Below are 19,789 nucleotides of genomic sequence, written 5' to 3'. Positions count from 1 at the left end.
CTTCATATATTAGATTCTCCAGAAATCACCAGAATTTATTCATCCGTGCTCCCTCATATAGGATTCCGCGAGGGTAATTAGCAGTCCCGCCGCATACAGCATGGAATCTTCATCCAGGTCAAACTTCGGGTGATGATGTGGATACGAGGCGTTCTTGTCTGGATTGCCAGCCCCCACTAGAACAAAGCAGCCGGGAATATGCTGTACATAATAAGCAAAATCCTCAGCCGGCATAATCTTCGGGGATACTTCCGCCCGAAGGCCGAACACGTTCCCCGCATCGCGGAAGAAGCGGTTCACCTCTGCTTCGTGATTAACCAGCGGAGGATATCCCATTACATAGTCGATAACAGCCTCTGTTCCGTACGCCTTGGCCGTCCCCTCGGCCATCTCCTCAATTCTTCTTCGGATCAGGTGCCTTGTCTCCTCCTTGAAGCATCTGACCGTGCCTGAGAGGATACAGTGCTCTGCAATTACATTCTGCACGGTCCCACCCTGAATGGAGCCAATCGTCACTACCGCAGGATCCAGAGGATCTATGGATCGGCTGACAATCGTCTGAAGCTGCATGACAAGGGCCGCGCCTGCTACAACGCTGTCAATCGCCGCATGAGGCATGCCTCCATGACCGCCGTGTCCTTTCATATCCACAAAGAACTCATCTGTTGAAGCCATGAACGGTCCTGAGGCACTCGCCGCCGTACCTACCGGGATCGGAGTCCATAGATGAACTCCGTATATCACATCCGCCCCGTCAATCGCCCCATCCCGAATCATTGCGGCCGCCCCTCCCGGGCACACCTCTTCTGCCGGCTGGAAGATCAAGCGGACTTCTCCTTGGAGCGTGTCCACGTGTCTGGCAAAGTACTCCCCTACCGCCAGCAGTGTGGCCGTATGACCATCATGACCGCAAGCATGCATGACACCAGGAACCTCAGACGCATAATCGCACCGCTTCTCGTCCTGAATCGGCAGGGCATCCATGTCCGCCCGCAGCGCAACGGTATGGCCGGGAAGCCTGCCCTTAATGATCCCGACAACCCCGTAACCGCCGACTCCCGTTCTAACTTCTATACCAAGCTGTATCAAAATATCAGCAACATAGGCCGATGTTCTCTCTTCTTTATAGGAAACTTCGGGATTCCGGTGCAGGTGACGCCTTCTCTTCACCATTTCCGGAAATAAAGACTTTACAAGTTCTAGATCTGTCACCCCAGCCACATCCTTCTCTTTGTTCACACAATCACCTGCTATTAAGCTGCTGCAATCATTGTAACACACACCGCTGATCTGCCGGAAAAGTCTTTTGCATAAGGCCCTGAGAGTGCTTGCACAACTCCCGGAAACATACTATCATGAATGAATATACTGTATGTCAAGGGAGGACAATGACCTAATGATTTTTGAAAACACTGGTTTGGATGGAATTAAAAGTGACCTCGCTTATCTGGATGAATCCGCCGAGAAAGTAGGGTTTGTTCGGTGGCAGTGGGAATATTATCGCGCTACATATGATTATAAAATAGAAGACAACAACAGCGAGTACTTTCTGCGCATCAATACCCGCGCCCTGGAGGGCAAGCTGGAGCGTCCAGATACCGTGCTCGCGATTGAGGCCGTCTACATGGGCCGCGCAACCTTCCCTCATGGACTTGAGTACGAGTCTCCAATTCCGTCCCAAGTTCTGAGCAAGGCGAATCAGAAGCTGACCGAACTAAAGAAACTGCTCGAGGCATGAGACCCGGGCTATGAGTAATAACACTACCACCCAGACCAGAAAAGGGACTCCTGACTTTCAACTGCTCATTCTTACCCTGCTCATGGTGGGATTCGGTCTAGTCATGGTATTCAGCTCCAGCTCCAGCATTGCAATAGTCAATAAAAATTTTAATTTTGATGCCATGTACTTCACCAAGAAACAAATGATCTTCGGCGTGCTGGGACTGCTGAGCATGCTAGTTACAATGAATATACCTTATGCCAAATACAAGAAACTGTTTGTGCCTGTGTTCATAGTCACCTTAATTATGTTGTTACTTGTTCCTTATATAGGAAAAAATATTAACGGAGCTAGAAGCTGGTTCGGTATCGGTTCGTTTGGTGTTCAGCCTTCCGAGCTGGCCAAGGTCACCATCATCCTCTACCTGGCAGCCTTAATCTCCAAGAAAGGCGAACGCTTCCGTGACCTGCGCACCGGCTATATCCCGGTGATGCTGATTGTGGGATTTGTAGGCGGACTAATCATGCTTCAGCCGGATTTCGGCTCCTGTGTAATTCTTGTTGCTACGGCCGGTCTGGTTATATTCGCTGGAGGCGCCAACTTGAAGCATATTCTCGGCTCTATTGCCCTTCTTATTCTTGGTGTAAGCATCGTGCTGGGAGCCAAATTCCTGCTCGACAAGATTAGTCCGGGCGATGACGCAGGTACGCAGACACAGAGTTACAAAATTGGCCGTTTCGAAGCTTACCTGGATCCTTTGAAGGACCCTCAGGATGTATCCTACAACCTTGTCCACTCTCTGATTGCCATCGGCCATGGCGGAGTGACTGGCACAGGATTTGGTCAGAGCGTCCAGAAGCTTCATTACCTTCCGAATTCTTATAACGACTTTATCTTCTCTGTTATTGGTGAAGAATTCGGATTCATCGGTACCTTGCTCTTTTTATTGTTCTATATTTATTTTATCTGGCGAGGTATTCTGGTCTCTCTCCGCTGCCCGGATAATTTCGGAACCTTGGTTGGTGTAGGGATCATGGGACTTATCGCGATTCAGGCTTTTATCAATATTGGCGGTGTTACGAATACGATTCCGATTACAGGCGTTACACTTCCGTTTATTAGCTATGGCGGATCTTCCCTGATGGTTATGATGGCAAGCATGGGCATTGTGCTGAGTATATCCAGACAATCCAGCCTGCCAGTCAGTCAAGAGCGCACCAAATCTGTCGTCATCAAGCAGGCCGTGTCCGATAGACCTGCCAGAAGAAGCTTCCGATAGACAAAAGGCTGGCCTCCGCAGTAGATCTGCAGGGGGCCAGCCTTTTTGATGTTGGTCGATAAGTGATTATGTACCTCTAACCTTCAGGACGTATGCGCCTACATCTCATCATCCTTGAAAGCCACACCCTCAACCTTAATGTTAACTTCAACGACTTGCAGACCTGTTAAGCTCTCTACGGCAACCCGTACATTCTGCTGAAGCATGCGGCACACCTCATGAATCGGTGTCTCATACAGCACGATAATCCGCAGATCAATGGCGGCTTCCAGCTGGCCAACCTCAACAGTAACTCCCTTTTGCACATTCTTGCCACTAAGCCGTTTCGCCCAGCCTTCAGAAAGTCCGCCGCTCATTGCCGCGATACCGGGAGTCTCAAGTGCAGCCATGCCCGCAATTTTAGATACTACATCATCCGAGATTCGAATGGTCCCTAATTCAAGCTGCAACTGCTCGGTCATGGTCATTCCCCCTCCAAAAATCTAATTATTTCTAATTGTAATGGGTGCCGGGTATGAAAGCAACTATGGACCATTCTTCCAACTTCCGTATATAATACGGATTGAACAAATGCATAACACCCTGCATTTTACGTTTATATTGGGTACAATAATGGTTATATTGTTTTTGTACTCTTATAAGCCCACATCAAATAACTTAAAAGTTGAGGTGTCGTTTTTTGAAAAAGATTTGGTTTCCAAGTATGCTCATCTTAATGTTCCTTCTTAGCGCGGTCGGTCACTTCGCTCATTGGGATCCTACGGTGCAATTCGTGATCTCCTCCATCGCGGTAATATTTGTTGCCGGATTCTTGGGGAAAGCAACAGAAAGCGTCGCTCATTATGCGGGTCAGCGTCTCGGTGGATTTCTGAACGCGACTTTTGGTAATGCTGCCGAGCTGATTATCGGAATCCTGCTTGTCAGCAATGGTCAATTTGAGATCGTTAAAGCAAGTATCACGGGTTCTATCATCGGCAACCTTCTGCTCGTGCTGGGGCTTAGTCTTTTTGCCGGCGGTTTGAAGTACAAGATTCAGAATTTCAATGTCACCCTTGCCGGGCTCAACGGTTCACTAATGATCTTGGGAATTATCGCGTTGTTCGTGCCTGCGATCTTCCTGAACACACATGCCGTACATACCGAAGACAAGAACGTGTTCAGCCTTGTTGTGGCAGGAATTCTTATTGTGGCTTACCTGCTGTGGCTTGTCTTCTCCATGATTACACATAAGAAGTATTTGAGCGATGTAACCGAGACCAACGATGAACAGCTGGCACATGAGCATCCTCCAGCGTGGTCCAAAGGCAAGTCGATACTGTATCTGATTCTTGCTACGGTCATGGTAGCTTTTGTCAGTGAGTGGCTGGTACATACGCTGGATACGTTTACGACCAAATTCGGTCTTAGCGAAATCTTTGTCGGTGCGTTTGTAGTCGCTATTGTCGGCAACGCAGCTGAACACAGTGCCGCGATTATGCTGGCTATGAAGAACAAGATGGGAGCTGCGGTAGAGATTGCAGTGGGCAGCAGCTTGCAGATCGCTCTCTTCGTCGCACCAGTTCTGATCTTTGTCAGCCATATGCTGGGACGGCCCATGGATATCGTGTTCACGGTCATTGAGCTTGCGGCCATCGGCGTATCCGTATTTATTGCCAAATCTATTACCCAGGACGGGGCCACGAACTGGTACGAGGGGCTTCTCCTGCTTGCGGTATACACCATTCTCGGTGTATCCTTCTACCTGATCTAGAGAACTTTGGGTGTAATAACACAAATAAAGCGTATGTCCGGTTGGATCCGGATCATACGCTTTATTTGTATATTTCTATGTATGCCCATCCTGCGACAGGCTACTCTTTGGTATTCAGGGCCTCATAGAGAACGGCCAGATTGCGCTCTAGCTTGCTTAAGATCTGCTTGCCTACCAGAGGATTAACCAGTCCTGCACGCACAGCAAAATCAACCTCTTTCGAGAATCCGAACATCTGGGTATCAAGCACTTCCTCATATAGAGGGCAATAACGTGTTGCCAGATTCTCCATCTGCACTTCAATTAGCTTCTCTATTTTATCTGCGTCTTCTTGCAAAAGACTCAGCGCTTTCAAATTCAACTGTTCCTGCAAATCAGATGAAGTCATGCAATCTTCCCCCCCGTGTACAAAATCTTCAGTCTAACCATACGATTATATTTACTTTAACCTAATATTAGACGAAAATGAACACCAATACAAGAACCTCGCAAAATAATGCCAGCCATGCGGAGAACCGATTCCTCGCCGGACAAAAAAACACCCCTGCCATCAGGCAGGAGTGCTGCGGTGCTAGCCTATTCTTCGACTACACGAACATTTAGACCATGCTTTGCGAAAGCTTCAGATACTGCTGCTTTAGCTTCTACCGCATCCGGTCCATGAACATGAAGCTCGTAGCTTTCCGAGCTGACCAAAGTGGTGAACAGACCTAGAATACTCTTAACATCAATATACTTGTTCTCCGCTTGAAGCACGATTGAAGAAGTGAATCTTCCTGCTGTTTGTGCAATTTCTACAACCGCTGCATTGTTGTTCGCCATGGAATATCCTCCGTTTTCTATTTATATTAATATATGTTCATGATACCTTGAATCCGCTTACCAATCAAGGATAAATCTCCTATTTCAAGTTCTCCGGATTTAATGCCTCAAGTTCGGGAATAACGAACAGTCCATCCTTGCGTATCAGTTGTCCGTCAAAATAAATTTCTCCGCCCCCATAATCCGGACGCTGGATCTGTACAAGATCCCAGTGAATGGAAGACCGGTTCCCGTTATCCGCTACCTCATAGGCCTGCCCGGGAGTGAAGTGGAAGCTGCCCGCAATCTTCTCATCAAAAAGTGTATCCTTCATCGGATGAAGGATATAAGGGTTGAAACCGATCGCGAATTCGCCGATATAACGGGCGCCTTCATCCGCATCAAGAATGGCGTTAATCCGAGCCGTATCATTGCTAGAGGCTTCAACGATTTTCCCATTCTCGAAACGGAACTTGATATTCTCGAATGTTACCCCGTTGTACAGACTGGCTGTATTAAAACTAATTGTGCCATTGACCGAGTCACGAACAGGTGCTGTATAGACCTCTCCGTCGGGGATGTTGTTCTGTCCTGAACATTTAATGGCTCCAATGCCCTTGATCGAGAAGTTAAGATCCGTCCCTTCCGCTACAATCCGCACCTTATCCGTCCGGTTCATAAGTGCAGCCAGAGCATCCTGAGCACGATCCATCTTGGCATAATCCAGATTGCATACCGCGAAGTAGAAGTCCTCGAAAGCTTCCGTACTGGTATTGGCCAGCTGGGCCATACTTGCATTAGGATAGCGCAGTACGACCCATTTGGTGTGCTTGACGCGCTGTTCACTATGTACAGGATGAGAGTATAACGAATTATATAAATTCATCTTTTCTTCAGGTACATCAGCCAGATCGTTGACATTCTCCCCCGCCCGGATTCCGATATAACACTGCATTTGCTTCATTCGGTTCAGATCGATCTCGGCCCATGTCTGGATCTGCTGCTTGTTCCCATATTTAAGCATGGCCCGCTGCACGGTTCTGTCCGTGAGCTGCACAAATGCGTTTCCACCCTTTTCGCCTACTTCTTCAACAATTGCATTCAACAAATCCCGCTCTGTACCTATCATTTCAACAAGCACATTCTCCCCTGGCTGAACGTTAACAGAGTATTCCACCAAGTTCTTGGCCAGCTGCCCGATTCTTGGATCACGCATTCTTGTTCCTCCTCTTAGCTGCATTAATTTAACAATGGTTGATTCCTGTCTATTGTAGCATTTAGATGATTGCTAAGGAACTCCTGTTCATCTGAAGCTGCAGTCAGTAACCAGGATCTCAGGTTTATTTAAATTCGAGTCTCCGGGAAAGGTGATCTTGTTATTGGAGGTAAGCCGCCTTGGCAGACCCGATTTTGTATCTATAGTCAAATGGTACACCGCCCTAACTTCTGCCTGATCCAACTTATCTGACAATTGGCCGTTACCCTGACTCCACAATTTCAGAACTTCCCGGTTCAGGGCTTCCCGCTCGGGGATAGTCAATTGCAGCAGCTGGCTATCCCGCTTCCAGTTCGCAAGGACAAGCTCCATTTCTTCACCAAGCTGTCTGCGGAGCAGCGCCTTAGCTTCCTCTGGAGCAAGCTCGATCCGTAGTACCTTTGTTCCTCTTGCAGCACCGCTCTCAAGTCTGAGGGATTTGGATTTGGTATTATGGATCTCTTCAAGCTGTGCCAAAGGGTTAACCCGGGCAAGAGGATGAGGTATACGGTCTCCCTGAGACTGATCCAGAGCCGCCCACTTTCTGCCATTCAGTTGAAATGTGGTTAGAGGGCTTTTTCCTTTGGAAGCTGCCTCTTTCAAGCCGGAGTTCTCCTGATTCACAGGAGAGTCTGCGATTAGCGTCAGAACCTGGTGGTTCCGCAGCTCTCCCGAGAATGCCAGACTGCCCTCAGGCTGAGGCCGGTTGGCTCGCAACAGCACGGTGTTACCCTTGAAGCTGAGCGTGTCACTTCCAGCCAGTCCAGCCCAGGTCAAGTCGAACCAATCCTGCGCCGTCCTCGGCTTTGAACATGATGCAATCAGCATTACCATGATTATGATCACTACAGCCCTGCCTACAATAGCTCGCTTGGTCATCCCCCACACCTTCCATCCATGAACAATATAAATGCTACTCCTAATTTCTCCTACAAGGAACAACTTATACAGATGAATCTGCGGACAAAATAAAAGAGCACCCTTAGGTGCCCTTTCAGACTTATTGGTTATCCCTGCCAACTTGGGTCTGGTTACGGCCGTTGTTCTTAGAACGGTATAGTGCCATATCAGCCCGGTAAAAAAGTGACTCTACGCTAATCTTCTCATCTTTGCGGCTCCAGTGGGATACTCCGCAGGATACCGTAACCGGTGGTGTCGTCTCAACCGCCACTCGTTCGCGTATATTCTCGGCAAGCTGATAACCTTCCTCCAGCTCCATGCCAGGCAAATATACCGCTAATTCCTCGCCTCCCCACCGTGCGCAGACATCGATCTTGCGCACGGTGGACTGAATGATATTGCAGACCTGCTTTAGAATAGTGTCGCCAATCTGATGGCCATAGGTATCATTAACCTGCTTAAATTTATCTATGTCCACCACAATAAGGGAGCCCTTCGCATCCCTGCGCTGGAATTCCAGCAGCTTGTCATCCAGATAATGACGGGCGAACAATCCTGTCAGCATATCCCTATTAGCCATCCGCCGAACTTCTGCATGCAGGGAAGCGTTCGCAACCGCCAGTCCGATATGTGTGGACAGCACCTGAAGCAGCTTATAATTCTCATAAGAGAAGTAATTAGAGCGGGTATGCGTAAGCAGGATTGTCCCGCTGACTTCCCCCCGGATCATTAAGGGAACTCCGATCAAGGAGCTAGACCCTGTCTCCTCCATCAGCCTGGAGTATACCCTTCCATAACTGTGATAATCCGATAGGATGATGGGTTCCTTCGTGGCATAGACCAAGCCGCATACACCGCAGTCTCTGGGAAAAATCTCTTTTGACAAGAAAGTGACGTTAGTAGAGACCATCTCAAAAAAGTCCTTATCCTTATCAAGTTGGGAAATACAGCAGTATTCGGCACCAAATATATGCAATAGCTCATCGGTTGCAAACTTAAATATCTCTTTGAGCTGCAAGCTCTGACTTAACCGCTGGGTCAATTCATTAATTAACCTCAGCTCATGAATAAGCTGGTTAGACTGTTCATACAGCTTCGCGTTCTCAAATGCTGTTCCAGCCGTATCGGCCAGCATTTCCACCAACTGGATATCGGCTTCCTCGAAATGTTCATACGGAATGAACAAATGAAACACCCCATATACTCCCTGCTTACCGCTTAATGGAACAGCGATCTCTAACTGCTGCTGTCCATTCTCTGCCCGAAAGCTGTTACGAAGCAGCTTCCCTTCCATAAAAGCCTGGACACATAACGGATCTGTATCCGCTTGCAACTGCAGCAGCTTCACCCTGGAATTAGAGCCTTGATGGTCCTGGGACATCAAGATCTCCAAGTGGACATTCGGGTATACCCTGACAATGCTGTCCAGCACTTCATGCAGCACCGCATCCACATCAATCTTGTCATGAAGCCTCTGTACTACATCAACCAGGAATGATCTTCTTTGAGCTTCACGTTTGGCCTGTTCTTGTATCGCGATCATATCTTTGAAGAACGTATTCTCGAACCTGCGGTAGAAGCAAGACGTGAAATGCTGCTGCGCCATACCCAGAATCCGCTCGCCAAAGGCGATCTCTTCAGCCGATCCTTGAATAATACACCCGAGTACTGCAAATATCTCGGCTTTGCTTTTGGTACGAACCGGAATCCCTGCTGCAATGATATGTTGTTCTTCCGCAGCATCTACATACAGCTTCACCGCTGTTGTCTCGCCAGAGTCCAGGCATGTCCGCATCAGCTGGCTTATACGCTCATGCCAGATACTCAGTATAGCCTTATCTTCGGTGTGTATTACCTCTGCTGTCCAATCGGCAAGCAGCCATGAGAGCTGGCCGCCGACTTCCAATGCGGACACTGCCGGGATCCAGTCTCTGAATGCCGACCGCAACAAGGGGTGTATGTACGGGAAGTCATGTACCGTGATATCAAGCTGCTCCAGCCAGGCGCTCTCGCCCGGGTGAATGCTGAGTTCTGGAATTTGGGAAGATAGATTACTAATCACCGGGTCCTCTCGTGGATGTTCTGCCATAGGGGGCTCCTTCTGCACCGCACTTCCGTCGGCTTAATGGTAACCTTTACATATGCTTAACAGCTAACTGATTCTCAGGGTAAAATTAGGAAATAAATATATAACTGTATTCTACTATTTAAATTCGATTTTTGCACCTAAAAATCATGGTTTTGACCCATATTTTTGGTGCAAAAGCCCTATCGACAAAAACCCTCCTTTTCAAACAAAAACTTCGCCTTGACTTTATATACTAACTTCATATAATATTTATTGTTGATGAAGACTGGATAGAGTCTTACCTTAGGGCGTAATATTGTGTCACCCTCACGGATTTTGTTGCTGACTGGACAGCGGCTGAACTTTTCGGTCAGTAGAGCGGATTATCCTTCTATCCCCCCGCCCGACAAACAAAACCGGCGCAAGTGTAGCCCCACCTAAAATTTCATTTATGAAGGAGTCTACTATACAATGGCACGTTACACAGGTCCTAAATTTAAACTTAGCCGTCGTCTTGGCATTTCCCTGAGCGGCACAGGAAAAGATTTGAAGCGCCCTTTCCCTCCAGGTCAGCACGGTGCTAACCAACGGAGAAAAGTAAGCAACTACGGAATGCAGCTTCTTGAGAAGCAAAAGCTTCGCCACATGTACGGCTTGGGCGAAAAGCAATTTAAAACCCTCTTCTCTAGAGCACAAAAAATGCAAGGTATTGCCGGTGAAAACTTCATGTTCTTGCTGGAATCCCGTCTGGACAACCTTGTATACCGTCTTGGTTTCGCTAACTCCCGTGCTGGTGCCCGTCAATTGGTATCCCACGGTCATATCACAGTTAACGGCAAGAAAGTGAACATTGCTTCTTACCTCGTGAACCTGGGCGATGTAATCAGCCTTCGCGAAAGAAGCCGCGGTCTTTCTTCTGTTAAAGAAGCTTTGGCGAACCGCAATCACCTTCCAGCTTACCTGGAGTTCAATGATACTTCCCTTGAAGGTAAGTACATCCGTCTTCCAGAGCGTTCCGAGCTGTCCCAAGAAATCGATGAGAAACAAATCGTCGAGTTCTACAACCGTTAATATTTATACCAACCCAAACCGGTCCTGGTCTGCAAAGACTTCGGCCGGTTTTTTTGTGCTCTTTTTTGTTCCTCCTCCATACAAAAAGGGAGCCTCCCGGCTCCCTACCCTGTACTACTTACGGGCAAGCTTGGCGAATTTCCGCTTACCCACCTGAATAACATCACCATCTTTAATCTCAAGCTCGGCACTGAAGTCCGTCAATTTGTCTTCGTTATATTTGACGGAGCCCTGCTGTATGCTGCGTCTGGCCTCTCCATTGGACGAGGCGAACCCAAGAAGCGTTAACAGCTTGATCAGACCAATTCTGCCATTCTCCAGCTCACTGTCAGCAATCTCGATAGTCTGAATATCGTCAGGCAGCGCACGCTGCTGGAACACGGTCACGAAGTGCTCCTGAGCAGCTTCCGCATCCTCAAGGCTGTGATACATCCTAACCAGGGTAAAAGCAAGCTTCATCTTCGCGTCCCTAGGATGCAGCGTGCCTCCCTTCATTCCCTCTTCAAGCACGGCGAGCTCTTCATTCGTTAGATCAGTTACAAGCTGGAAGTATTTCAGCATCAACTCATCCGGAACGGACATCGCCTTACCGTAGATTTCATTAGGCTGCTCGTCGATACCAATGTAATTCCCCAGACTCTTACTCATCTTCTGAACACCGTCTAGTCCCTCGATAATCGGAGTCATAATAGCTACCTGAGGCTCTACACCGTATTCCTTTTGAAGTGTACGTCCCATAAGCAGGTTGAACTTCTGGTCTGTTCCGCCGAGCTCAATATCCGACTTCAAGGCCACGGAATCCATTCCCTGCATCAGTGGATAAAAGAACTCATGAACACTGATAGGTTGTCCGCTCTGGTAACGCTTGGTGAAGTCGTCGCGCTCAAGCATACGGGCAACGGTGAGCTTTGCTGCAAGCTTCACAACATCTGCAAAGGTCATAGGCGCCAGCCACTCTGAATTAAAGTGGATTTTTGTCTTCTCTTTATCCAGAATCTTGAAGGCCTGCTTAAAGTACGTCTCCGAGTTGCGCTTCACATCTTCCTCGCTCAGCTGCTTACGTGTCTCGGACTTGCCGGTTGGATCACCGATCTGTCCGGTGAAATCGCCGATAATTAACTGAACCTGGTGACCCAGCTGTTGAAATTGACGCAGCTTTTGCATAACAACTGTGTGCCCGATATGCAGATCTGGCGCTGAAGGGTCGAGTCCCAATTTCACTTTCAACGGCTCACCTGTAACCACGGACTTAACCAGCTTGTTCCTAAGCTCTTCCTCAGGTACGATTTCTACAACTCCCCGCGAGATCACTTGCAGTTGACGCTCGACCTCAGCCTGCTGTACCGGTGATAATTCTTCCCATTTCATCATGTCCTGCCTCCTGTAACATGTATATTTCTGAACACAAAAAAGCTCCCTCTTATCCCAAAGGGACGAGAAGGAGCTGCTCGCGTTACCACCCTAATTAAAGCCGTACCCACTTCAAATGGATACTATGGCTTTCACTTCATTTCTATAACGGTTACCCGGTACCGGACTACTGACACATCCCTTCAGATGCGGGTTCCCCCGGACGGCTCCAGATTGTAATTCAAAGGGGGTTCGCTCACGGTTCGCAGCATCCACCGATTCTCTGGGGAGAGATTTCCACCTTCTACTAGATCTTTCAAAGCCTTTATCCATATGCATTTGTATATTACTGTATATCTTATAACATATATACTTTTGGGAAGTCAAACCCGGTATCCTATTCCAAAACAGCCTTCATAGAAGACCAACAGCCGAGAAAATGGATTCAAACGCGTACATTTGTGCTATAATGTTGCTGTTAAAAGGAGGATACTCTATGGTAGAAGTGCATGAAAAGGATCCTGTAGAACAAGAACGCGGACGCCAGAGACATTGGGGCAGGACGACCCTGAAAGTGTTCCTATGGCTGGTTTTTGTTGCTTTTACAGGGATTCTGTTTGTTGGGGGAGCCTTATTTGGCTTCGTATCATCCAACGTCAAAGATGACCCTGTACGTTCAAGGGCTACGATTGAACAGAAAATAAGCACTAATAATATTACCGCGTTCGCCTACTATCGCGACGGTACCGTAATCGGCCAGCTTCGTTCTGAAGAGGACCGGCGTCCGGTAACCTTCGAGGAAATTCCCCAGATTGTGATTGATGCCGTCATCTCCATTGAGGACAACAACTTCTGGAATCATAAGGGTGTCGACATGAAGGGAACCTTGCGCGCGGTTAAGGAAAGACTTCTGCGGGAAAGCAGCCAGACTGGAGGAAGTACGTTAACCCAGCAGTTAGCCCGGCGGGTGTTCCTCAATCTGGATCGTACGGATAACCGGAAGGTTAAGGAAATGCTTCTGGCTCTGCGCCTTGAGCGGTTCCTGGACAAGAAAGAAATTTTAACCGCTTACTTGAACAAGGTTCCTTTTGGCAACGGCTCCAATGGATATAATGTATTTGGTATCCAGGCCGCCTCCAGAGGAATCTTCGGGATCGCAGACCTTAAGAAGCTGAATATTGCTCAAGCAGCCTATCTGGCTGGCCTGCCTCAGCTCCCCTCTTCTTATTCTGCTTTTAACGGCAAAGGGGAATTTAATAAGTCCAACTTCAAACGGGCAATCAAGCGCCAGCAGCTCGTGCTGCAGCGTATGCTCGAGGAGAACACGATTACAAAGAGCCAATATGACGAAGCTATGGCCTTTGATATCAAGAAAGCTCTTGCTCCGCAGACCGAGAAGGCATATGCAACCTCTCCGTATCTCATGCTGGAGACCGAACGTCAAGGCGCCGAAGTCCTTGCTTTACTAAAGGATCCGTCGCTTAACAAAAATAAGATTCCAAGCCAGACTCTCGAGGAAGCCAGGCAGCAGCTCTTAACTGGTGGATACCGGATCTACACAACGATTGATAAGAAAGTATACAGTGCGATGCATAAAGTATCAGAGAACAGCAGCAACTTCTCTCCAAACAGCAAAACAAAAGGATTGGAGCAGGTTGCCGGCATGATGATCGATCATCGGTCAGGTGGTATCCTGGGCATGATTGAAGGCCGGGATTTCTATACCGAGCAGATGAACTACGCTACCCAAATGATCAGGCAGCCCGGCTCCACCATGAAGCCGATCGCGGCTTTCCTGCCTGCGTTGGAGAAAGGGCTTGTCCAGCCTGCTTCTATTATTGATGACTCTCCGGTAATCTTTCGGGATGGGCAGAAGGGTTACCACATTCCCGTCAATTCAAGCGGAGGTTATAAAGGGCTTGTTACCGCTAGAACAGCGCTTAATGAATCGCGGAACATCCCTGCGCTCAAGCTGTTCAATGACAAGGTGGGAATCAACGAGGCTTGGGCTTTTGCCAAGAAGCTTGGCATAACCACAATCCAGAAGCAGGATTACCAGGCTAAGACCGGGGTTCTAGGGGGCCTTAAATTTGGTGTCACTGTAGAGGAATTGACGAATGCCTACGGAGCCATCGCGAATCAAGGAGTATTCAATGACGCCTACATGATCGAGAGGATCACCGATTCAAATGGTAATGTGGTGTATCAGCACAAGGCTGAACCCACACAGGCATTCTCCAAGCAGACAGCTTACCTGATGACCGATATGCTTCGCACGGTAATCTCGGCGTCAGGCTCCACGGGTCATTCCATTGCACGTGATTTCGACAAGTACGGCAAGATTCCTGTGGCCGGAAAGACTGGAACCACGCAGGACTATGGGGATGTCTGGTTCATGGGCTATTCCCCGGATGTAACACTTGGGATCTGGGTGGGATACAAAGAACAGAAGAATACCCTGGTTACCAAAGAGGCCAAGTCCAGGGCTAAATCCATCTGGGCACTTGTCATGAATGAGGTTAGTAACAGCAAGCCAGAGCTATTCAAGACACCCGAGTTCAAGAGACCGGATGGCATTGTCAGAAGAACCGTATCCGGGTTCAGCGGCCTTCTGCCGACCTCGCTCACTCAGCAGGCCGGGAATATGGTCACTGATTTGTTCAACGTGAAGTATGTCCCTAAGAAATCCGATGATGTCCTGGTGAGAGCCAAGTATATTACGTACAATGACGTGAACTATATTCCCCATGACGAGACCCCTTCGGATATGGTGCAGCAAAAGGTAGTAATGCGGCGTGACAAGCCAATCAAAGAATTGATTGACGAGCTGCAGAATGCCTTCTCCAAGATGAGAGGCGGGCACAGAAGCCTAAGCTATTATCTGCCTAAGGATGCAGCAGAGGATGCTCCGACTAAATTAGATCCAAGACAGGACGACGGCAGGGCTCCAGCTGACCCATCTAATGTAAGGGCCATTGCGGGAAGAGGACAGAACACGATCACGTTCAATAAGAATAGTGAGAAAGATGTAGCGGGTTACCGGCTGTACAGGTCTGTAGACGGCAGCGCCTTCCGCTACAGAGGTGCTGTTCTAACCGGTTCAGGCACTAGCTTCACGGACGGAACATCTGCAGGGCATAACTACTCCTATTACGTCACAGCCGTTGATATTGGCGGCCATGAATCGTCTCCTAGCGCGGTAGCTACTTCAGAGGGGCCGGGAACCCCGCTGCCGAAGCCAGGCAAAGCTTCAAATGCCGGGTCGGACGGTTCTGCAGGTTCTAAAGGTTCTACAGGTTCTGCTGGCTCCGGGGCTGAAGCTGGAAGCAGCGGGGATGGGGATAGCAGCGTTATTACTGCGCCGCCTTCCGCCCCTCAGCAAATGCATGCTGAAGCAACCAGCACAGGTGTACAGGTAAGCTGGAATGCGAACCCGAAGGCAGAGAACGTAAATGGATACAATGTGTATTATGCGGATAAAGAGAACGGGGTATATGCTCTAGTAGGAACTGTTCAATCTAACCAGTATGAATATACAGCTGCCCCGATTAACGGATATATCCGGGTAACGGCAATTAATGCTGCCGGGGAGTCAACACCGACGTCCGCACTCCATATCCAGAAATAACACTTCTACAGCCAGCTTTCCACACACACTCCGACGGAATCCACTATGGATTCCGTCTTTTTCATTTCTTATGCCATGCTAAAGACGACCGAACCGAAGTCCAGTCGTCATAGATAAAATTATCGTATTAGTCTTCCTCAATTGTAGATAAGTCCCCCACAGGCAGCTGCAGCTCCCATGCTTTAAGTACCCGCCGCATAATTTTACCTGAACGTGTCTTCGGCAATTTATCCTTGAACTCTATCTCCCGGGGAGCCGCATGGGCGGATAATCCCACTTTAACAAACTTGGAAATCTCCGCCTTCAGTTCTTCAGAAGGCTCAAAGCCCTCACGAAGAGAGATGAAAGCCTTGATGATCTCGCCCCGTGTAGGGTCGGGCTTGCCAATTACCCCTGCCTCCGCAACCGCCGGATGCTCTACAAGCTTACTCTCCACTTCGAAAGGTCCGATCCGCTCACCCGAGGAATTGATCACATCATCAATCCGGCCCTGGAACCAGAAGTATCCATCCTCGTCCATATAAGCGGAATCTCCGGAAATATACCACCCTTGAATCCGGAAATACTCCTCGTATTTGGCGGGATTGTTCCAGATCTTGCGCATCATGGACGGCCATGGTGTCTTGATCGCGAGATTCCCCATCCGGTAAGGCGGCAGAATATTGCCCGAATCATCGATAATTGCCGCTTCAATGCCTGGTAGAGGACGTCCCATGGAACCCGGCTTCATCGGAAGTGAAGGATAATTGCATATCAACTGCGCTCCGGTCTCGGTCATCCACCAGGTGTCATGAATTCTCTTCCCATACACCTTAAGTCCCCAGCGTACTACCTCCGGGTTCAGCGGCTCTCCTACGGAGAGCACATGCCGCAGACTGGAGAGATCAAATTGTGATATAACATCCTCTCCAGCTCCCATCAGCATTCGGAAGGCCGTAGGCGCACTGTACCAGACCGTGACCCCATATTTCTGTATGGTTCCATACCAATCAGCTGGACTGAAACGTCCCCCGCGGATGACATTGGTTGCCCCGTTAAGCCAAGGAGCGAATATGCCATAGGATGTACCGGTTACCCATCCCGGGTCTGCCGTACACCAATATACGTCCCCTTCTTGAAGATCGAGCACAACCTTACCCGTATAGTAATGCTGGATCATAGCGTTGTGTACATGGTGGACTCCCTTTGGCTTCCCTGTTGAACCCGAGGTGTAGTGAATGATCAGTCCATCCTCGCGGTCAACCCATTCAATCTGCGCTTCTGGAGATGCCTCAGCCATGGCGGACTTGAAGTCAATAATTCCTTCGCCAGGTTCTACCTCGTCACCTACCACGATAATGTGTTGTAACGCCGGGAGCTCATCACGTTTGATTCTAGGCAGTAAGGCTGGTGTCGTAACAATCGCAACCGCTCCGCTATCCTCTAACCGGTCCTTAACCGCTGTCTCCATAAATGCCTCGAACAAAGGGCCCACCACGGCTCCAACTTTAATCGTGCCCAGTATACTTACATACAGCTCCGGAGTACGCGGCATGAACACAAATACTCGATCACCTTTATGAATCCCTATCGTCCGGAGTACATTAGCGAATTGGTTAGATAAGCCCGAGAGCTCCTCGAAGGTGAACGCCTCATCCCGTGTGGCATCGCTATATAATAATGCTGTTCTACCACCCCGCCCAGCATCCACATGGCGGTCTATGGCTTCATAGGCCAGGTTCAGCTTACCGGTCTCGTACCAGGAGAATTCCTTCTCAACATCCTTCCAGTTAAAGCTGTCATACGTTGATTCATAGTCACCCAGATTTGACGAGGGGGCCACCACTGAAATAACTTCCCCTTGCAGTTGGTTCATCTTTTCATCCTCCTTAATCCTTACGAAACCGGATAGTAGTAAGTTGAATTCATGAAATTAGAAACAGGAGCAGTTCAAGATAGCGTTTACACGAATGATGTCGAAAAAAGGCTTGCACAGGTTTTCTCACACGCGCTTGTCAAGTCTGGAAATGTGAAGAATTTATGTCAGAAAGTATTATATCATACGCTCAAGAAAGCGGCTACACTTTTCAACGCACCTTATTTCTGCTATAAGTGAGAGGAAAGAGGAAAGGAGACCGACGATGGAACATCCTAAAATGTACCACGCCCATATCCTGTCCCGTCCACCAAAAGAAATTACGGTGGAAGGACCTGTATCCCCTGACGCACTTCAGCTACTCCACATGCATTCTGAGCTTGATGCCTTCCGCAGACCGAAGGAACAGCATGAAGCCTTGGTGGAGATTGCCGCCCTTCCCGAAGGGCGTATCATTGTTGCACGTGAAGCTGATCTCATCGTCGGGTATGTTACATTCCATTATCCTGATGAAATGGAGCGTTGGTCACAGGGCGGAATGCCCGATCTTATTGAGTTGGGTGCGATTGAAGTGGCCGATGAATACCGCTCGCTTGGCCTTGGGAGTGCAATGATCCGAACGGCATTTGAGGATGCCCAGATGGAGAATTATATTGTTTTTACGACAGAATATTACTGGCATTGGGACTTGAAGACAAGCGGACTTGATGTATGGGCCTACCGTAAAATGATGGAACGCCTGATGCAGACTGTAGATATGGTATGGTATGCGACCGACGATCCGGAGATATGCTCACATCCCGCGAACTGCCTGATGGTGCGGATTGGCAAGCATGTGCCGCTGGAATCCAAAGAGCAATTTGATCAGATCAGGTTCCAGCAGCGGTTCATGTATTAATTCGAGAAGAATAGGGGGACTGCTCAGCTATGTCTGGAAAAGTAAAGTTTGTTCATCATGACAAAGATTTGAGTTATCATTTCCATGACAACCACCCTTTCCATCCCATTCGGCTGGAGCTCACTCTTGATCTCTTAACAGAGGTTGGCGCCTTGCCGGAGGACTCGAAGATCGCCTCCATGCAAGCTCAGGAAGAGGATCTGCTGCGCGCTCATAGTCTGGATTACATCAAGGCCGCTCAGGCCCTTAGTATAGAGAATCCGGCCGCCGAATGGGTGTCCAAGGCTGAACAGTATGGACTTCTTGATGAGGATACACCTTTTTTTGCAGGCATGCATGAAGCTTCGTCCTATATAGCCGGCGGCACCCTAACCGCTGTAGAAGCCGTGATGTCCGGCTCGGCTGCCCACGCCCTGCATCTGGGAGGAGGTCTTCATCACGCTCTCTTTGCCAAAGCGGCCGGCTTCTGCGTGTACAATGATGCAGCGGTAGCGATCTCCTATGCAAGAGAGAAATACAACGCACGGGTTCTCTACATCGACACCGATGTACACCATGGAGACGGCGTGCAGTGGAGCTTCTACTCAGATCCAGACGTCTGCACTTATTCCATTCACGAGACAGGGAAATATTTGTTCCCGGGAACGGGATTCGCGAACGAACGCGGTGAACATCTGGGTTATGGATACACCGTTAACCTCCCCCTTCAGCCTTATACTGAAGACGATTCCTGGATGGAGTGCTTCACTAGTTCCCTCAGACGCGTCGCGGCTTACTTCAAGCCAGACCTCATTATCAGCCAGCACGGCTGTGACGCGCACGCAACGGACCCGCTGTCTCATATGCACTGCAGCATGCGTATTTATGACCAAATGCCTGAACTGATTCACGAGCTGGCTCATACGTACTGCGGGGGGAAATGGGTAGCCATCGGTGGAGGCGGGTACGACATCTGGAAGGTAGTACCCAGAGCGTGGAGCTTGCTATGGCTGGAGATGTGCGACCACCCACTGAAGAAGATGCTTAAGAACCGCCCCCTGACCCCCCTTCCAGACGGATGGATTCACAGGTGGCAGTCTCAAGCGCCCGTAAGATTGCCATCAGAATGGCTGGATGATCTGAGCCGCTGGGAAGCTATGCCCAGAAGAGATGAGATAACAGCAAAAAACCGCGAGACCCTCGCGGTTGCACTTCAGACTATACCGTGACTGGAA

16 protein-coding genes and 1 other annotated feature are annotated in these 19,789 nt (G+C 49.0%); of the genes, 7 read left to right on the top strand and 9 right to left on the bottom strand.

The window, feature by feature from the left end:
• Nucleotides 1–39 precede the first annotated feature (39 nt).
• Nucleotides 40–1,173, bottom strand: coding sequence for an amidohydrolase (locus LDO05_RS07455; protein ID WP_251378651.1), 1,134 nt, complete (start codon nucleotides 1,171–1,173; stop codon nucleotides 40–42).
• Between the two features lie 223 nt (nucleotides 1,174–1,396).
• Here LDO05_RS07455 and LDO05_RS07450 point away from each other — a divergent pair, with 223 nt between their 5' ends.
• A complete protein-coding gene (locus tag LDO05_RS07450) occupies nucleotides 1,397–1,738 on the top strand; it encodes a YugN family protein (RefSeq protein WP_251378218.1) in 342 nt (113 codons plus the stop codon).
• A gap of 10 nt (nucleotides 1,739–1,748) precedes the next feature.
• Complete coding sequence (ftsW, locus tag LDO05_RS07445) at nucleotides 1,749–2,999, top strand: putative lipid II flippase FtsW (protein ID WP_251378217.1); 1,251 nt, start codon at nucleotides 1,749–1,751, stop codon at nucleotides 2,997–2,999.
• A gap of 98 nt (nucleotides 3,000–3,097) precedes the next feature.
• On the opposite strand, the gene LDO05_RS07440 is transcribed toward ftsW, so the two are convergent.
• Entirely contained in the window at nucleotides 3,098–3,460 is a 363-nt protein-coding gene (locus LDO05_RS07440; RefSeq protein WP_251378216.1) for an Asp23/Gls24 family envelope stress response protein, read from the bottom strand.
• A 218-nt stretch (nucleotides 3,461–3,678) separates the two neighbouring features.
• Between LDO05_RS07440 and cax the strand changes: the two genes are divergently transcribed.
• The gene (gene cax, locus LDO05_RS07435; protein WP_251378215.1) at nucleotides 3,679–4,749 is read left to right on the top strand and encodes a calcium/proton exchanger; all 1,071 of its coding nucleotides are present in this window, start codon (nucleotides 3,679–3,681) and stop codon (nucleotides 4,747–4,749) included.
• A gap of 100 nt (nucleotides 4,750–4,849) precedes the next feature.
• Here cax and LDO05_RS07430 read toward each other — a convergent pair whose 3' ends face one another.
• The 5 genes from LDO05_RS07430 to LDO05_RS07410 all read right to left on the bottom strand — a co-directional run bounded on the left by LDO05_RS07430 (nucleotide 4,850) and on the right by LDO05_RS07410 (nucleotide 9,794).
• Nucleotides 4,850–5,137: an Fpa/YlaN family protein gene (locus LDO05_RS07430; protein ID WP_251378214.1), complete on the bottom strand. Its 288-nt coding sequence runs from the start codon at nucleotides 5,135–5,137 to the stop codon at nucleotides 4,850–4,852.
• Nucleotides 5,138–5,325: 188 nt separating this feature from the next.
• Nucleotides 5,326–5,571 (bottom strand): HPr family phosphocarrier protein, encoded by a 246-nt coding sequence (locus LDO05_RS07425; protein ID WP_251378213.1) that lies wholly within the window; start codon nucleotides 5,569–5,571, stop codon nucleotides 5,326–5,328.
• Between the two features lie 79 nt (nucleotides 5,572–5,650).
• Entirely contained in the window at nucleotides 5,651–6,766 is a 1,116-nt protein-coding gene (locus LDO05_RS07420; RefSeq protein ID WP_251378212.1) for an aminopeptidase, read from the bottom strand.
• Between the two features lie 87 nt (nucleotides 6,767–6,853).
• A complete protein-coding gene (locus LDO05_RS07415; RefSeq protein WP_251378211.1) occupies nucleotides 6,854–7,684 on the bottom strand; it encodes a hypothetical protein in 831 nt (276 codons plus the stop codon).
• 121 nt (nucleotides 7,685–7,805) lie between these two features.
• The gene (locus tag LDO05_RS07410; protein ID WP_251378210.1) at nucleotides 7,806–9,794 is read right to left on the bottom strand and encodes a sensor domain-containing diguanylate cyclase; all 1,989 of its coding nucleotides are present in this window, start codon (nucleotides 9,792–9,794) and stop codon (nucleotides 7,806–7,808) included.
• Between the two features lie 450 nt (nucleotides 9,795–10,244).
• Here LDO05_RS07410 and rpsD point away from each other — a divergent pair, with 450 nt between their 5' ends.
• Nucleotides 10,245–10,844, top strand: coding sequence for a 30S ribosomal protein S4 (gene rpsD, locus LDO05_RS07405; protein WP_251378209.1), 600 nt, complete (start codon nucleotides 10,245–10,247; stop codon nucleotides 10,842–10,844).
• Between the two features lie 114 nt (nucleotides 10,845–10,958).
• Here rpsD and tyrS read toward each other — a convergent pair whose 3' ends face one another.
• The gene (tyrS, locus tag LDO05_RS07400; RefSeq protein ID WP_251378650.1) at nucleotides 10,959–12,212 is read right to left on the bottom strand and encodes a tyrosine--tRNA ligase; all 1,254 of its coding nucleotides are present in this window, start codon (nucleotides 12,210–12,212) and stop codon (nucleotides 10,959–10,961) included.
• 58 nt (nucleotides 12,213–12,270) lie between these two features.
• Nucleotides 12,271–12,523 (bottom strand) — a binding site (T-box leader).
• 167 nt (nucleotides 12,524–12,690) lie between these two features.
• On the opposite strand from tyrS, the gene LDO05_RS07395 reads away from it, so the two are divergent.
• On the top strand, nucleotides 12,691–15,822 hold the full coding sequence (locus LDO05_RS07395) for a transglycosylase domain-containing protein (protein ID WP_251378208.1): 3,132 nt from the start codon (nucleotides 12,691–12,693) through the stop codon (nucleotides 15,820–15,822).
• Nucleotides 15,823–15,949: 127 nt separating this feature from the next.
• Here the strand turns inward: LDO05_RS07395 and acsA are convergent, their stop codons facing one another.
• Complete coding sequence (gene acsA, locus LDO05_RS07390; RefSeq protein ID WP_251378207.1) at nucleotides 15,950–17,677, bottom strand: acetate--CoA ligase; 1,728 nt, start codon at nucleotides 17,675–17,677, stop codon at nucleotides 15,950–15,952.
• Between the two features lie 265 nt (nucleotides 17,678–17,942).
• Here acsA and LDO05_RS07385 point away from each other — a divergent pair, with 265 nt between their 5' ends.
• Together LDO05_RS07385 and LDO05_RS07380 are read left to right on the top strand one after the other, a co-directional pair.
• A complete protein-coding gene (locus LDO05_RS07385) occupies nucleotides 17,943–18,575 on the top strand; it encodes a GNAT family N-acetyltransferase (RefSeq protein WP_251378206.1) in 633 nt (210 codons plus the stop codon).
• A gap of 29 nt (nucleotides 18,576–18,604) precedes the next feature.
• Nucleotides 18,605–19,783: an acetoin utilization protein AcuC gene (locus LDO05_RS07380; protein ID WP_251378205.1), complete on the top strand. Its 1,179-nt coding sequence runs from the start codon at nucleotides 18,605–18,607 to the stop codon at nucleotides 19,781–19,783.
• Nucleotides 19,784–19,789 lie beyond the last annotated feature (6 nt).

It is taken from the genome of Paenibacillus sp. YPG26 (genome assembly GCF_023704175.1).
In the GTDB taxonomy this organism is placed as follows: Bacteria; Bacillota; Bacilli; order Paenibacillales; family Paenibacillaceae; genus Fontibacillus.
Note: the sequence above shows the minus strand (reverse complement) of the source record. Positions and strands in the feature narration are given on the sequence as shown.

What these genes read in the sequence shown, in the direction of transcription:
- LDO05_RS07440 (WP_251378216.1), bottom strand. Translation starts at nt 3,460, where the DNA reads ATGACCGAGCAGTTGCAGCTTGAATTAGGGACCATTCGAATCTCGGAT.
- tyrS (WP_251378650.1), bottom strand. Translation starts at nt 12,212, where the DNA reads ATGAAATGGGAAGAATTATCACCGGTACAGCAGGCTGAGGTCGAGCGT.
- LDO05_RS07425 (WP_251378213.1), bottom strand. Translation starts at nt 5,571, where the DNA reads ATGGCGAACAACAATGCAGCGGTTGTAGAAATTGCACAAACAGCAGGA.
- LDO05_RS07385 (WP_251378206.1), top strand. Translation starts at nt 17,943, where the DNA reads ATGGAACATCCTAAAATGTACCACGCCCATATCCTGTCCCGTCCACCA.
- ftsW (WP_251378217.1), top strand. Translation starts at nt 1,749, where the DNA reads ATGAGTAATAACACTACCACCCAGACCAGAAAAGGGACTCCTGACTTT.
- LDO05_RS07430 (WP_251378214.1), bottom strand. Translation starts at nt 5,137, where the DNA reads ATGACTTCATCTGATTTGCAGGAACAGTTGAATTTGAAAGCGCTGAGT.
- LDO05_RS07450 (WP_251378218.1), top strand. Translation starts at nt 1,397, where the DNA reads ATGATTTTTGAAAACACTGGTTTGGATGGAATTAAAAGTGACCTCGCT.
- LDO05_RS07395 (WP_251378208.1), top strand. Translation starts at nt 12,691, where the DNA reads ATGGTAGAAGTGCATGAAAAGGATCCTGTAGAACAAGAACGCGGACGC.
- LDO05_RS07415 (WP_251378211.1), bottom strand. Translation starts at nt 7,684, where the DNA reads ATGACCAAGCGAGCTATTGTAGGCAGGGCTGTAGTGATCATAATCATG.
- rpsD (WP_251378209.1), top strand. Translation starts at nt 10,245, where the DNA reads ATGGCACGTTACACAGGTCCTAAATTTAAACTTAGCCGTCGTCTTGGC.
- LDO05_RS07410 (WP_251378210.1), bottom strand. Translation starts at nt 9,794, where the DNA reads ATGGCAGAACATCCACGAGAGGACCCGGTGATTAGTAATCTATCTTCC.
- LDO05_RS07420 (WP_251378212.1), bottom strand. Translation starts at nt 6,766, where the DNA reads ATGCGTGATCCAAGAATCGGGCAGCTGGCCAAGAACTTGGTGGAATAC.
- LDO05_RS07380 (WP_251378205.1), top strand. Translation starts at nt 18,605, where the DNA reads ATGTCTGGAAAAGTAAAGTTTGTTCATCATGACAAAGATTTGAGTTAT.
- acsA (WP_251378207.1), bottom strand. Translation starts at nt 17,677, where the DNA reads ATGAACCAACTGCAAGGGGAAGTTATTTCAGTGGTGGCCCCCTCGTCA.
- LDO05_RS07455 (WP_251378651.1), bottom strand. Translation starts at nt 1,173, where the DNA reads ATGGTGAAGAGAAGGCGTCACCTGCACCGGAATCCCGAAGTTTCCTAT.